This window comes from Sphaerisporangium fuscum, from assembly GCF_018531465.1.
In the GTDB taxonomy this organism is placed as follows: Bacteria; Actinomycetota; Actinomycetes; order Streptosporangiales; family Streptosporangiaceae; genus Sphaerisporangium; species Sphaerisporangium fuscum.
Genome location: NZ_JAHDTF010000002.1, coordinates 306790 through 320574, shown reverse-complemented (window position 1 = coordinate 320574; position 13785 = coordinate 306790). Strand labels below are relative to the sequence as shown.

Annotated in this window: 13 protein-coding genes; 4 read left to right on the top strand and 9 right to left on the bottom strand. The window is 69.2% G+C overall.

Annotated features, from left to right (window positions below):
* Positions 1–172: 172 nt before the first annotated feature.
* Positions 173–2068, bottom strand: a complete 1896-nt coding sequence (locus tag KIK05_RS02565) for an AfsR/SARP family transcriptional regulator (RefSeq protein ID WP_250562097.1) — start codon at positions 2066–2068, stop codon at positions 173–175.
* Positions 2069–2747: 679 nt separating this feature from the next.
* On the opposite strand from KIK05_RS02565, the gene KIK05_RS02560 reads away from it, so the two are divergent.
* A complete protein-coding gene (locus KIK05_RS02560; RefSeq protein WP_214408851.1) occupies positions 2748–3881 on the top strand; it encodes an alpha/beta hydrolase in 1134 nt (377 codons plus the stop codon).
* Between the two features lie 131 nt (positions 3882–4012).
* Here KIK05_RS02560 and KIK05_RS02555 read toward each other — a convergent pair whose 3' ends face one another.
* Positions 4013–4417, bottom strand: coding sequence for a hypothetical protein (locus KIK05_RS02555; protein WP_214408850.1), 405 nt, complete (start codon positions 4415–4417; stop codon positions 4013–4015).
* Positions 4418–4556: 139 nt separating this feature from the next.
* Here KIK05_RS02555 and KIK05_RS02550 point away from each other — a divergent pair, with 139 nt between their 5' ends.
* On the top strand, positions 4557–5693 hold the full coding sequence (locus KIK05_RS02550; RefSeq protein ID WP_214408849.1) for a winged helix DNA-binding domain-containing protein: 1137 nt from the start codon (positions 4557–4559) through the stop codon (positions 5691–5693).
* Positions 5694–5706: 13 nt separating this feature from the next.
* Here KIK05_RS02550 and KIK05_RS02545 read toward each other — a convergent pair whose 3' ends face one another.
* Both KIK05_RS02545 and KIK05_RS02540 read right to left on the bottom strand, forming a co-directional pair.
* On the bottom strand, positions 5707–6789 hold the full coding sequence (locus KIK05_RS02545; RefSeq protein WP_214408848.1) for a TolB-like translocation protein: 1083 nt from the start codon (positions 6787–6789) through the stop codon (positions 5707–5709).
* A gap of 90 nt (positions 6790–6879) precedes the next feature.
* Complete coding sequence (locus KIK05_RS02540; protein WP_214408847.1) at positions 6880–8094, bottom strand: FAD-dependent monooxygenase; 1215 nt, start codon at positions 8092–8094, stop codon at positions 6880–6882.
* 191 nt (positions 8095–8285) lie between these two features.
* On the opposite strand from KIK05_RS02540, the gene KIK05_RS02535 reads away from it, so the two are divergent.
* On the top strand, positions 8286–9527 hold the full coding sequence (locus KIK05_RS02535; protein WP_214408846.1) for a helix-turn-helix domain-containing protein: 1242 nt from the start codon (positions 8286–8288) through the stop codon (positions 9525–9527).
* 211 nt (positions 9528–9738) lie between these two features.
* Here the strand turns inward: KIK05_RS02535 and KIK05_RS02530 are convergent, their stop codons facing one another.
* Both KIK05_RS02530 and KIK05_RS02525 read right to left on the bottom strand, forming a co-directional pair.
* Positions 9739–9939 (bottom strand): DUF397 domain-containing protein, encoded by a 201-nt coding sequence (locus tag KIK05_RS02530; RefSeq protein WP_214408845.1) that lies wholly within the window; start codon positions 9937–9939, stop codon positions 9739–9741.
* On the bottom strand, positions 9930–10949 hold the full coding sequence (locus KIK05_RS02525) for a helix-turn-helix domain-containing protein (RefSeq protein WP_214408844.1): 1020 nt from the start codon (positions 10947–10949) through the stop codon (positions 9930–9932). The genes KIK05_RS02530 and KIK05_RS02525 overlap by 10 nt, the downstream gene beginning before the upstream one ends.
* 140 nt (positions 10950–11089) lie before the next feature.
* Between KIK05_RS02525 and KIK05_RS02520 the strand changes: the two genes are divergently transcribed.
* Positions 11090–11497, top strand: a complete 408-nt coding sequence (locus tag KIK05_RS02520) for an ATP-binding protein (protein WP_214408843.1) — start codon at positions 11090–11092, stop codon at positions 11495–11497.
* Between the two features lie 381 nt (positions 11498–11878).
* Here KIK05_RS02520 and KIK05_RS02515 read toward each other — a convergent pair whose 3' ends face one another.
* The 3 genes from KIK05_RS02515 to KIK05_RS02505 are packed head-to-tail and all read right to left on the bottom strand — an operon-like array spanning position 11879 to position 13744.
* The gene (locus KIK05_RS02515; protein ID WP_214408842.1) at positions 11879–13048 is read right to left on the bottom strand and encodes a hypothetical protein; all 1170 of its coding nucleotides are present in this window, start codon (positions 13046–13048) and stop codon (positions 11879–11881) included.
* Positions 13049–13064: 16 nt separating this feature from the next.
* A complete protein-coding gene (locus KIK05_RS02510) occupies positions 13065–13394 on the bottom strand; it encodes a hypothetical protein (RefSeq protein ID WP_214408841.1) in 330 nt (109 codons plus the stop codon).
* Positions 13391–13744 (bottom strand): YbaB/EbfC family nucleoid-associated protein, encoded by a 354-nt coding sequence (locus KIK05_RS02505; protein WP_214408840.1) that lies wholly within the window; start codon positions 13742–13744, stop codon positions 13391–13393. Before KIK05_RS02505 ends, KIK05_RS02510 begins: the two co-directional genes overlap by 4 nt.
* Positions 13745–13785: the final 41 nt, after the last annotated feature.

Sequence of the window (13785 nt, the reverse complement as noted above, 5' to 3'; positions counted from 1 at the left end):
GGCGGTTCTTCCTGATCCTGGGATGGCAGGGACGCCGCGAACATGGCCGATGCCGGCTTGACGGGAAGCCAGTCTCACAACGGGCCCCTCGAAATCGCTTCAGATCCGATGGGAATCCGCCATGCGGCATTTCGTCCGGCGGCCCGCGGGGCCGGGCCGCCGGACGGGTGGGTCACATGACCGGCGAGGAGCTCCGGCCGGCGTAGGCCATGCCGCCCATGCCGTACCGCTCGCCGGCGGCCTCCGGGTACAGCGTCTCGGCGTCGCCGACGTCCAGGTCGCGGCGCCGGATCCAGTCGTCCACCAGGTCGCGTTCGGCCAGCTCCGCGCCGCACTGGCGCGCGAACCGGCGTATCACGTCGTGCATCCGGTACAGGTCCGGGCCGACCTCGGCGATCAGGTGCACCGCGGCCAGCTCGTCGAGCAGCTGCCGGATGCGCCGCACCGAGGTCTGCGCCGCGACGGCGTCCTCCCGGAGGTACAGCGACGAGGAGGGGCTGAGCCCGAGCCGTCCGAAAAGGTGCGCGGCGGCCGGGCTGAGCGAGCCGTATGCGTCGAGCAGCGCCTCCCGGACGCTGCGCGTGTCGTCGGCCAGGACCACGTCGGTGAGGTCGTCGAGCTCCTCGGCGAACGAGGCCAGCGGCTGCCAGGGGCGGGCCGCGAGTTTCGTCCCGGCCAGGCGTACGGCCAGCGGCCACCCGCCGCACCACTGCACGACCTTGGCGGCGGCGGGGTCCCGCATCCGCTGCGCGCCGACGATCCGGGTGAGGAGCTCCCGCGCCGCCTGCGGGGTGAGCGGCTCGACGTGGACGGTCTGCACCGCGTGGTGCGCCATCACCGCGAGCCTGCGGCGGCTGGTCGCCACGATCTGGCTCGCCGTGGTCGGCGGCACGAGCGGGAGCAGCTGTTCGAGGCGGCCGGCGTCGTCGGCCACGACCAGGACGCGGCGGCGGCTGACCAGGGTGCGGTAGAGGGAGGTCCGTTCGTCGAGGGTGGCGGGCATGTCGGCCTTCGCCACGCCCAGCGCGCCGAGCGCCACGCCGAGCGCGTCCCCCGGCGACAGGGCCTCGCGGGGCGTCCGCCCGTGCAGGTCGATGAAGATCTGCCCGTCGGGGAAGCGGTCGGCGGCGGTGTGCGCCCACCGGACCACCAGGGCCGTCTTCCCCAGGCCGCCCGCGCCGCAGACCATCACCACCACCGGCTCGTCGGCCACCCGCCGGACGGCCCTGGCCAGGGCGGCCAGTTCGCTCTCCCGGCCGGTGAAGTGCCCGGGTGTCGCGGGGAGCTGGGCGGGCCTGCGGTCCGGGGAGTCGGGGGTCCGGGAACGCTCCATAGCGGGCTCCCGCCGGCCCACCTGGTCGCCGCGCAGGATCGTCGCGTGCAGGTCGCGTATGTCGGCGCAGGGGTCGCTGCCCAGTTCCTCGGCGAGCCGGTCGCGCAGGGTGCGGTAGACCTTGAGCGCGTCGGCCTGCCGGTTGCAGCGGTACAGCGCCGTCATGAGCTGGCCGGCGAGGCGTTCACGCAGTGGGTGGGCGGAGACGGCGGCCGAGAGTTCGGCGACCAGGTCGGCGTGGTGTCCGAGCTCCATCTCGACGGCGAACCGTTCCTCCAGGAGGTTCAGCCGGAATTCCTGCAGCCTCACCCGGTCGAATTCGATCCCGGGGGCGGAGACGCCGTCGAGCGGTTCGCCGCGCCACAGGTCGAGGGCCTTGCGCAAGTACCGCGCCGCTTCGCCGGGTGAGCCGGCCAGGCGTGCCTGCCGGGCGAGTCTCTCGCATTCGTCGAGGTCGACGACGGTGCCGCCGGCCTCCAGGAGATAACCGGGGTGGCGGGTGGCCAGCGCCTCGCCGACCTTGCGGCGTAAGGACGAGACCAGGCCCTGGACCCGGGAGCGGGGTGAGGCCGGGTGCCGGCCGCCCCACAAACAGTCGATGATTCTCTCGGTGGAGAGGACCGTGCCTTTGGATAACGTAAGCACCGCGAGCAGGTTTCGCTCCAGTGGCGAAAGCGCGACACTTATCCCCGAAACCCGGGCTTCGGTTGGCCCGAGCAGGGTTACGTCCAACATCTCCCACCCCTACTGATAAAGCTGAGCCGATTCGCTTGATCTTCAGCCGCAGCGGGAAGGCGGCGGTAACCGTTCTGGTGTGTGGCTCTCGGGTACGAGCCGGGTGGCGGGCGTGGCTCCGGCCTCCGCCGATGATCGGATGGCGACGTCGCTTGTGACGTGTCGCCGTGCCTGTGTTTTCTTCCGGTCCGGTGACGTACCTGGGGGAGAATGTTCACATTTCGAATATGTTTGAAATGGGCCCGGTTTCGAGGCCGGGAAGATGATGGGCGGCCGGATGACGGTGGTGGCGCCGAAACACAGCACGGGGGAACGATGGAGTTTGATGTAGGTCGCCAGAAGAGCCCCAATCTGGACCGGTACCACCTAAGATCAGTCCATATTGGTCATTATGCGGCGTACTTTCAAGACCCACGCCCCCACATGCGGTGTCCGGCATCGGTGTTGGCAGATGTTGCCATCCTGACTATCTATTTGTTCGGGTCTGGTGTGAGTTGTCACAGCAGCCGTACCAGCGGCGTGTTCATGGCGTGAACCGGCGTAGCTCCTGGTAAGTGGACATCCGCCGCTCTTGCCGTCACACGGCCCCGGAACTTAGCAGGACGTGACACCGGCTGTAGTAGCGTCCCTCCCAGCGAATCTTCAGCTGGGTTCGACCGGGGAACAGTGGGGGGCCGTGGTGAGCCTTCTCGGGGTACCGCTGATGGTGGGCGCGATCGCGCTCACGGTCGTCGTGACGGTCGCCGCCGTGTGGTTCGGGGGGAGACTACGTGGGCCGCGTGCGTCACAGGCGGTGCAGCGGGCCGTTCTCGTGCTCGCCTGCCAGGTCTGCGCGGTGCTCACCGTCGGGGTCGTCGTCAACAACCAGTACCAGTTCTATGCGAGCTGGGACGACCTGACGGGCGCCGCCGCCGGGGACGACGGCGGCTCCGCGCTCACGCCGCTGAACGGCCCCGACAAGCAGGGCACGCACGGGACGCCGTCGAAGACGGGGTTGAAGTTCACCGCCTTCGGGCAGGACGGCGTGCGGATGATCAACTACCTCGGGCCGAAGACCGACGTCAAGGCCCAGGTGTACGTCTGGCTCCCGCCGCAGTACGACGACCCGGCCTACAAGGACAAGCAGTTCCCGGTGGTCGAGCTGCTGCCCGGCTACCCCGGCCCCGTGCACAACTGGTTCACGCTGCTCAACATCACCGGGCTCCTGCGGCAGGAGATGGCCAAGGGCAACGCGCACCCGGCCATCCTCGTGGCCCCCAGCATGCAGCTGGCCCCGGGCCTCGACACCGACTGCACCGACATCCCCGGCGGCCCCCCGGCCGAGACCTGGGCGGCCAAGGACGTCCGCGACATGGTGACCTCCAACTTCCGCGCCCGCAGGGACGGGGCCGGGTGGGCGGCGATGGGCTACTCCGAGGGCGGCTTCTGCGCCACCAAGCTCGCCGTCCAGCACCCGCGCGACTACGCCGCCGCGGTCAGCCTGTCGGGGTACTTCACCCCGACCGCGCAGGCCGTCACCAGCTCGCCCGAGCTGCTGAAGGCCAACGACCTGCTGCAGGTGCTGCGCAAGCACCGGCCCAAGGTGTCGCTGCTGGTCATGGGCACCCGCCAGGACACCAACACCGCGGTCGACGTCATGCGGCTGCGCAAGGTCGCCCAGGCGCCGACCCAGGTGTTCTCCTCGATCCTCCCCACCGGCGGCCACAACTACGGGGTGTGGAGCTCGATGCTGCCGCGGGCCATCAAGTGGCTCTTCTCCGAACTGGGCCGCCCCCTGCCGGTCTCCCACCGCCCGGCCCCCACATCCCGCTGACCCTCGGGCGGCCAGGAGGGTCCGAGCCCACAGGACGGGCCCGGACCCTCGGACGCGGCGTCAGTCTCGCGGGTCCCAGCCGTCGGTGTCGACGTCCAGGTCGAGCTTGCCGGGCCTGTACGGCAGCGGCCTCAGCCGTCACCCGTTCCGGTCCGGGTTCCCACGGGGACGCGGCTGGCGAGGGCGAAGACGAGGCCGAAGGCGGCCCAGGCGAGGACGTACGCCACGGGGCCGGCCCAGGTGGGGCCGATCAGGTCGCTCAGGGTGGGGCGGCCCTCGAAGTGGACCACCAGCCCGATCACGGCCCCCGGGATGGCGCCCCACCAGCGGCGCCACCACACCTCGTTCACCGCCACCTCGTAGAACAGCAGGAGGACGGGGCCGAAGAGCAACCACTTGACCGAGCTCCCCTCCGGCTCGCCGAACAACCAGGTCATCAGCATGATCAACGCTGCGGATCCGGCGAGCATCCCTACCGATGGCAGCAGGGGAGCGGGTTCGTCACGGGGGTCGGACATCTTCGATTCTTCGGTCACGGCCCTATCCTGACGGATCTCCGCACATCTGACCGCCCCGGAGCGATCATCGATCCGGTTCGCGACGGTGTAGGTTCCGGCAGGGAACCGCCGACAACCGTCCGGGCGGATCCGCAGAGAAGGAGAGCTCCGAGTCGTCATGAAGATCACCGCACAGGAGCTCAACCGCGCCACCCTCGCCCGGCAGTTGCTCCTGGGACGGCAGCGGCTCGACGTCGTCGAGGCGGCCAGGCGGATCGTCGCCCTGCAGGCGCAGCAGGCCGCCTCGCCGTACATCGCGTTGTGGAACCGTCTCACCGACTTCGACCCGGCCGGCCTCGACGTCGCCTTCACCGAGGGGACGCTGGTCAAGGCGACGCTGATGCGGATCACGTTGCACGCGGTGCACGCGGACGACCATCCGGCCATGCAGGCCGCCATGCTGCCGACGCTGCGGGGCGCAAGGCTCGGCGACCGTCGCTTCACCTCCAGCGGGCTCTCCGCGGCCGACGCCGACGCGTTGGTCCCTGACCTGCTGGAATTCGCCGCCCGCCCCCGTACGTCCGGTGAACTCCAGGCATGGATCGCCGAGCGGCTCGGGATCCCCCCGGAAGGTGTGTGGTGGGCGGTGCGGTCGTTCGCGCCTCTGCGGCACGCCCCCACGGGCGGGCCATGGTCGTTCGGCTCGCGGAACTCCTACGTCGCGGCGGGGATGCCGGCGTCCGGCGGCAGGGAGATCGCCGACAAGCACCTGCAAGCACTGGCCCAGCGCTATCTGGAGGGTTTCGGTCCGGGGTCGGCGGCGGACCTGGCGCAGTTCGCCCTGGTCCCGCGGGGCAGGGCCCGGGACGCCCTGGCCGCTCTGTCCGGCGTGCTGGAGCGGTTGGAAGGACCCGGCGGCACGGAGCTGTACGACGTCCCCGGCGCACCGCGCCCGGCCGGAGACACGCCGGCCCCACCCAGGCTGATGGCCATGTGGGACAGCATCCTGCTGGCCTACGCCGACCGCGCCCGCGTCATCCCGCCGGACTACCGCAAGCTCGTGATCAGGTCGAACGGCGACGTGCTGCCGACCCTCCTGGTCGACGGGTACGTCGCCGGCGTGTGGCGCCCGGTCGACGGCGGGATCGAAGCGGCCGCCTTCCACCCGCTGCCGGCCGAGGTGTGGGAAGGGCTCGCCGCGGAGGCCCGCTCGCTGGCGGCCCTCCTGGCCGCCCGCCAACCCCACCCGTACCGCCGCTACGACCGCTGGTGGACCTTCCTGCCCGACACCCAGGTTCGAGTACTTCTGGCGTGACGGGGCTCGGCGCTCACCTCATGAACTGCAGCCGGGTGATCTGCGCTGTGAAATCGGCGTTGCCCGGGCCGAGGACGAGTTTCTCCTTCACGAGCGTGCCTCGTGCCTTTCCTGCGAGGTCCAGATACCGGAAGGCGACCGGCCGAGGCTCGCCTTTCCCCTCGTATCGCACGATGAGCCGGTCGTCGCCGTACCAGCCGAAGAACCCGGTGAACCCGCCTCGCACCCGGTGCACGACGCGTCCCGTCGAGGCGTCCACGACTCCGATCTCCCGGTCCTTGCCGGTGCCGTCGTCCAGGTAGGTGGCGAAGGTCCTGCCCGACGGGGAGAAGAGCGAAGGAGGAGAGTTCCACTCCTCGACGGTTCCGGCCCTCTTGTAGAGCCGGGTGCGCCGGCCGGTCAGGCCGTACAGCGCGATGCTGCCGTCCTCTTCGGATCGCATCACACCGCTGCCGTCGCCGTTCCAGAAGAAACGGCCGTCCGCTCCGATTTGCTGCGCCGGCCTGGGCTTTCCCGTCTCGCTGAGTGCGGGTACGCGATGTGCGACGTCGATCGTGATGAATCCGACCGTCTTCGTGCTCTTGTAGGCGGTCAGCAGCACCCGCTTCCCGTCCGGCGACCACTGCGGCGCGGCGACGCCGCGTGGCGTGCGAACCGTGTACTTCCTGTTCCCCGTCCTGTCGATCAGGACGATCTCGTCGGCCGGTCGGTATCTCAGGTGGCCCGGGACACCGGCCACCCACCGTCCATCCGGCGAGACCACCGCCTCGCGGTAGGGCGTCCTGACGAAGCGGTCGCCCGAGCGGAGGTAGGCGACGTGGTCGTTCCCGCCGTCGCTCTCCAGGACGTACGAGGCGAGGTGTGCCGCCCCCTTCTCTTCCCTGACCGTCCCCACGGTCCCCACCAGCGGAATCGCCCGCCCGGCGCCGCCCGACTCGGCGGCCGGTGTACTTCCGTGCCGCGCCGTCGTCGTCAGCGGGGTTCCGCTCGCTTCCGCGGCCTGCGCCGCGACCGGGACCACCACCCCTGCCACTACCAACCCCACCACGATCCGTCTGCTGACGGACCTCACCCCTGGCGTCCCCGCTTCGGCCATTTCGTCCTCCCCATGGATCGGCTGATGTGAGGTTGGACGGACCTCTGGCGCACTTTGTTCGTCCAGAGGAAGCCGAAGCGAAGGACGGGTTCAGTACGCCGCGAGCGTGAGCGCGTTGGCGGCCTCGTTGAGCGGCTTCATGATCGGCCGCATCGCCAGGTCCTTCCACGGCAGGTGGCTGACCAGCCGCATCATCGTGGTCTGCATCTTGATCTGCATCGGGCTGCCCGCGACCATCTGCGCGGCGTTGCTCGCGCCGAGCGTCACGTTCACATCCACGTACTCGCGCATCGCTTCCCGGTATCCGGCGTAAGCCGCACGATGGTCGCCCGCTGCCGCGCTCAGTTCGCCGGCCAGCACGTACGCGCCCACCAGCGCGAGGCTGGTGCCCTGCCCGGACAGCGGGGACGGGCTGTAGGCGGCGTCGCCGACCAGGGCGATCCGGCCGGTGGACCAGTCGTCCATGCGGACCTGGCTGACCGGCGTGAAGTAGAAGTCCGGCGAGTGCGGCATGGCCCGCAGCAGCGTGCCGCTCTCCCATCCGACGCCGGCGAACGCCTCGGTCAGTACGCGCTGCTGGGCGGCCCTGTCGAAGCGGTCGGGCAGGACGGCGGGGCTCGGGAAGACGAACTGAGCCTTCGCGGTGTCGGGCCGGGTGGCGTAGACGTTCACCACCTTGCCGGGCGTCGGATAGAGCAGTTCCCAGTGGTCGAGTCCGAGGTGGTTGGGGACGGTGAAGACGGCCGCGTGCATCCCGAGGGGATGGACGTAGCGCTCCTCCGGGCCGAAGGCCAGACGCCGCACGGTCGAGTGCAGGCCGTCGGCGCCGATGACGAGGTCGAAGCGGCGGGGCGGGGCGTGGCGGAAGGTGACGTCGACGCCGTCGGGGCCTTCGTGGAGCGCGGTGATGGTGTCGCCGAACAGGTACTCGCAGCTGTCGCGTGTCGCTTCGTGGAGGAGCTGGGCGAGGTCGCCACGCATCACCTCGTCGTCGCCGGGAGCGCGCATGCCGATGAGGTCGGGACCCAGGTTGGCCAGCGGCTTGCCGTTCTTGGCGACCCACGAGCCGCCGCGGATGGCGGTACTCGCCCGCCGTACGGCCCCCAGCATTCCCATCCGCTCGACGACCTGCATGGCCACGCCGCGCAGGTCGACCTTGTAGCCGCCCTCGCGCAGCGCGGGCGCCAGCTCGACGACGGTGGGGGTGAATCCGTAGCGGCGCAGCCAGTAGGCCAGAGCGGGGCCGGCCACGCTGGCGCCGGAGATCAGAACGGTGCGGTTGGCGAGTCGCCGTGAGTTCGTCATGCCAAACACCGTAACGACATTGCCAATGGTTTGGCAAGAACTTTCCTCAAGTCTTGCCATCAACGTGTGAGTTGGCTGGTCTGATTGACCTAAGCATCTGGCAACAAATTGCCAGAGCTCTGTCAGAGAGCTAGCATGAACTGCGGCAGAGGTCGGTCGGCCCGCCCTCCGACCTGACAAGGAGACGACAGATGTTGACGCAGCCAGCCTTCGGCCGTCGGCTCAAACAGCTGAGGACCGAACGCGGCCTGACCCAGGCCGAGCTCGCGGGCGAGGGCATGTCCACCGGATACCTCTCCCGCCTGGAGTCCGGGGCCCGGCCCCCCACCGAGGAGGCCGTGGCCCACCTGGCCCGCCAACTCGGCGTCGCCCCCGAAGACCTGGCCGAACCGCCGGGCTGGTCCCTGGCGCGCAGCCTGGCCACCACCGTCGGACTCGACGTGAACGAGGCGGGCGAGCTGCTGGCCCGAGCCCTGCGTACGGCGGGCGGCGAGGACCCCCTGCTGCGCTGGCAAGCACTCTGGCAAGTCGCCGACTGGCGACGCCACAACGAGGAGCACTCCGAGGAGCACACCTGCCTGGATGAATTGGTGGCACTCGCCGAAGAACTCGGCCTGCCCGAGTTGCGCGCCCGAGCACGGGCGCGACTGGCGCGCGCTCAACGCGGGGCGGGCCAGGTACCGGCCGCGGTCGAGACCGCGATCGGCGCCTACCGCCTGGCGGTCGACGAGGGCCTGCCGCCACGCATCGTGGCCGACACTCTCCTGGCGCTGGTGTCCTCGCTGGCCGAGGCGGGCCGGATGGCCGAGGCCCGGCAGCACGCCGACGAACTCCTCACCCTGGTCACGGGCCTGCCCGCCGGCAGGGTCCTGGCGGAGGCGGTGTGGACCGTGGCCGGCGTCCGGCTCCGGCAGGGCGAGCCCCAGGTCGCGCTGAAGCTGGTCGACGACGCCCTGAAGCAACTCCAAGGTCGCCTCGACCCGGCCATGTGGGTGCGACTGCGAATCGTCGCCGCCCGCCTCAACCTCAACCTCACCCCGCCCGATACCGAACCCGCGGCGCGCCATATCGAGGAGGTCGAGGCGTGTCTGCCGTTCGCCGGCACTCCCACGGTCGAGCAGGAACTGCTCGCGCTGCGCGCCGCCCTGGCCTTCCACACCGGGCACACCGACGAGGCCCGCGCCCTGCTCGACCAGCTCGCCAACGCGCACGACCACCTGGGCTACCAGGAACAGATCCGCTTGGACGTGCTGCGCAACCAGCTCCTGCTGCTCGACGGCAAGCAGGACGAAGGCATGCAGGGCCTTCGAGCGCTGGCCGAGCAGGCGCAGGAGCGCGCCAACTTCGACCTGGCCGCGGAGATCTGGCGCCGCGCCGCCGAGTCACTGGCCCGCACCGGCAGCGAGCCCCAGCCACAACAACCCACCACATAGACCACCACCCACGCGGCGCCCGCCCTACGGCCCCTGCCGTGCGACCGGCAGCCCTCGCCACCACCGTCCGACCGGCAGCCCTCGCCGCCTCCTTGGCGTCGTTGTGGTGGCGTCTCGTACGGCGCCGACGCGGTGGGGTGGAGTGCGGCGAATTCGGCGTCGTTGTACGGCGGGTGACCGGGTGAAGTCCGTTAGTTGTCGTATTGGTGGTTCAGTAGTTGAAGCTTTGCCTCTTGATGCTGCTGATGAAGTTCTTCCATTGAGTGGGAGTGGTGAAAAGAACTGGGCCGTCGGGGTTCTTGCTGTCTCGTACGGCTACTGCCCGGGGCAGGTTGACGGCGACTTCTACACACTGGGCTCCGTCGCCACCAGAGTGTGAGGACTTCCGCCATGCAGCGCTGTTCAGGTCCATTCCTGCCTCACTTCCCTGATCATTTTGATGGATACGTGCTCAGGATAGGCCCACAGTCGTATCGCTTCATAGCGGTTCCAGATGGACGCCACTTGGTCGGGATCGTCAGAAACCTGACCGTCGATAGAAGAGCCTGCCTGGACGGTGTCGGGCTCTCCATTGGGGAGTTCGGCGATCATGAATGGTCCTAGCATGCCAGGAATGCATCGTGCGTCGACCAGCTGTATGGAGACATTGGGGCGTTGAGCGATCTCCAGTAGGTGGTCGAGCTGCTCTCTCATCACGTCGGTGCCGCCGATCAGGCGACGTGGCACACTTTCCTCGATCATGACCAAGAGGGCAGGGGGATCATCCCTCTGCAGGATCTGCTGGCGCTGCATCCGTGCCTGGACTCGGTCTTCCACCTCTTTGGCGGTGATCCTGGGCTCGGCGCTGAAGATGTGCCGGGCGTAGGCCTCCGTCTGCAGCAGGCCGGGAATCAGGAGAGGGTCCCAGGACCGGAGGGTGACCGCGTATGGCTCGATCTGGTCTGCCCAGTCCGCGAACCAGAGTGGCCCACCAGGTCGAGCCTTTATACGGCGATACAGCCCTACAAAATACCTTCTTTCGTCAGATCCGAAGATAAGGTCGAGCTTCTCGGCATCGGACTTCGATGGGGTTCGCTTCGCCATCTCCAGTCGGCTCACCTGCGTCTGAGTACAACCCAGCCGTGCGGCTACGGCCGCCTGTGACCATTGGGCCGCTTCTCGAAGGCGACGCATTTCCGTGCCGAAGCGTACGTGGGCGGATCCGGGGGAGACGGTCGGCTCAGGGCTCTTGGAGTGCTCGTCCATGGCATGCTCCGGCGGCTCGGGAGGAATGGGGGATTCCATGCAGTCGTCATACCACGCCACCGTCTCCGGAATCTCGGAATCGACATTGTCCGGTGCGCTCTGGCCTGCGGTTTCGCTTACCGGATTCCCTCTCGTCAGCAGAATCCCTCTATCCGGCTCCTCGGCGTCGAGGAGCAAAGTCAAGCAATCTGCGCATTCAACTCGAAGCGCAGCGGGCGGCCCGTGATCACAGCTAGGGGTTTTCAGCGTCCGTCGCTCGTCATTCGATGGTGTCTGGAGGGGTGGAATTCATGGCGATGCGTGGAGGAAGCAGCGCTTTGGCCGGGGAAGGGGCGCTCCTGGGCAGGGCCGAGTTGCCGGGTACGGCCACTTCGGCCTCGGTCGCGCGGGCGTTCGTACGAGAGATCCTGCGCGTGGCCGGCTGCCCGGATGCGGACGACGCGATCCTGATGGTCAGCGAGCTCGTTGGGAACGCGGTACAGCACTCCGATTCCGGATGGCGGCGGGACGGGCTGCTCACGGTCCTGGTCGCGGACTGCGGCAAGACGATCCAGGTCGACGTCATCGACCAGGGATCGGACGGCCGTCCTCGTCCCCGGCGGGACCCGAGCGAGAACGCCGAGAACGGTCGTGGGCTGTGGCTGGTCGGAGAGCTGGCCTCGTCGTGGGGCTGGCGCAGGGACAGGAGAGGAAACGTGGTGTGGTTCCAGGTCCCGGCCAAGTGACCGCCGGCGTACCTGGAGCCGGCCGGATGACGGCCGATCGGCCGGTCACGCCATGGATCACCACCGGCCCGGCATTCCTCGCCCGGCGCGCGGACAGCAGCCGACCGCCCGGCCACCGTACGGCGGCGCCGGGTTCGCCCGGACGGCCTCCGCTCCAATGTTGGGGCGGGGTGGGTTTGGGTGGGCGGCCGGTCTGTGCCAGGGAGGTGTGGGACGGGTGGGTTCTCCTCCTTGCCCTCACCTGCCCTCATCGTCCAGCGCCGATGGAAGCAGGCAATCCGGGGCGGGAGATGGCGGCCCCGGCGAGATCGGGTGAACCGGCCTGGGGTTCATGCGCGTCCGTCACCGGGTTTCCCAGGTGGAGCCTTGGGGCCTCCAGCTCTACCTCTTGGGCATTCCCATTCCCGGGATATCGCCGACCGGGGGTACGTCGCGGTACGCAGGTGGCGTGTTCGGACCCGTCCACACGCGGCCGCTCGGGAAGTAGTGCGGTTGCACGTCGGCCCACCCGCCCTCGGGGTTCAGGTGCACGGTCATCTTGGGTGCGAAATCGTGCTTCAGGTAGGCCAGGTCGCGATCCACCTGCTTGGCGCGCTCTTCGAGGTCGCGGGCCCACTGATGGGCCCTGCTCACCTCGGCGAGGTCGAAATCCGGGTGGTCCTTGGCCAGGTTCCTGACGGCCGCGAGATGCATGCGGGCCTCCTCTGTGGAGGCCGACACGGCGTCGCCGATCGGAGGCATCTCGTTGTACACGGTCCGGGCGTGCCGATCCAGCAGCGCCTGCTCCTCCCGCGTGAGGTAGGGGTTGAGCTGCGGCTGGTACCTGTACACGCCGTTCGTGTAGTCGCCGTAGTCGTGTCCGTCGAGGCCGCCTTTCAGCTCTATCCTCATCTGCTCGTTGTAGCGAGCTTCCGCCAGGCTGTCGTTGATCGTGCCGATGCGCCTCTCGCGGATGTCCAGTCGGCGTGCCGTCCTCGACAGAATGGTGTGCGCCCGGTCCAGGCGGAAGTTGATCGCCGGGCTCGTGCTCCGCGAGATGCCGTACGGGTCCGCCTTGGTGAGGTTCACTCCCTGGGGTTTCACCTCGTCGGCGGTGAGTTTCAGGACGCGGCCCACTTTCTGGGTGATGACGCGCATGTTCTTGGACATCTGGGCGGCCACTGCTCGGGCGCGGGCCAGGACGGCCAGCGCTTCGGGGTTCATCACGCCGACCCTGACCGCCACGGCGGCGACCAGGGAGACGGCGGTGAGGCTTCCCGCGGTCCATGCGATGGTCTTGCCCGCGGCGCTCACGCCGCCGGAGGCGATCGCCGCGTGGTGGGACAGATGGCCTGCCTCCGGTAGTACGCCTCCTTGGCCGGCCAGGTAGGTGCGCGTCGCGTCGGCGCTCTCGCCCTGGTCGTCGCCGGCGGGGCGGAAGGCCGCCACGCCGTCCCCCTGGAGCTGCCCGTGGTACTGGGAGGCCTTGCCGAGTGCGTCGGCGTGACCGTCCACCCCGCTGGTGTCCGGGAGCGGATCGATCCCGAGGAGGCCGAAGTCGATGTTCGTCATCGCGCGCCCATTCTGCTCACGCCTCCAGCGCCTGCCGGATGCGGCCGCCGGTGTAGGCCGTGGCCAGTTCGACCTCCCTGAAGTTGGCGGCGGCCTTGATCTGGCCGTCGCCGGCGTGACGCAGCTGCATCTCCACCTGCCGGCACCGTTCATGGAGGTTCGAGACCAGCTCGCCGTAGGGGCCGCTGATCTCCGGGAGGTCCAGCAGGTTGCCGCCCAGGCTGCTCCGCAGGCTCCCGGTGAACTCGGCGTATTCGTCGGCCAGAGCCCGGTAGTTCCGCCCTGAGGCCTCCCGGCCGCCGAGGCTTGCCGACAGTTGGTCACGGTTGTACGGCATGCCGGTCACCTGTCTCCTTCCATCCGACGCAGCATCTCGTCCAGCGTCGCGTTCAACGAGCCGAAATCGCGGAGCGCCTGGACCTCGAGGTCGTCCAGGCGCCGCATCAGCTCGGCCGGGTCGATGGCGGCCGCCTCCGCGTCGGGTTCGGACTCCCCGGTACGCGAAAGCCGGTCCTGCTGTGCCGCCCGCACGGCCGAGACGATGTGCTCCGCCAGTTCCTCGGAGCCCATTCGCAGTGATCGGGGGTTCAGGCGTAGGTCCTCCAGAAGCCCGTCGACCCCGACCACGGCGACGATCTGCCCCGCGGCGGATTCTCCTTGACCGCGAAGGTCTTCGGCTTCCTGGTCGTCGGCCACGCCCAACCTCCAGAGCACTTCCGGAAATCTGGATCACGTGG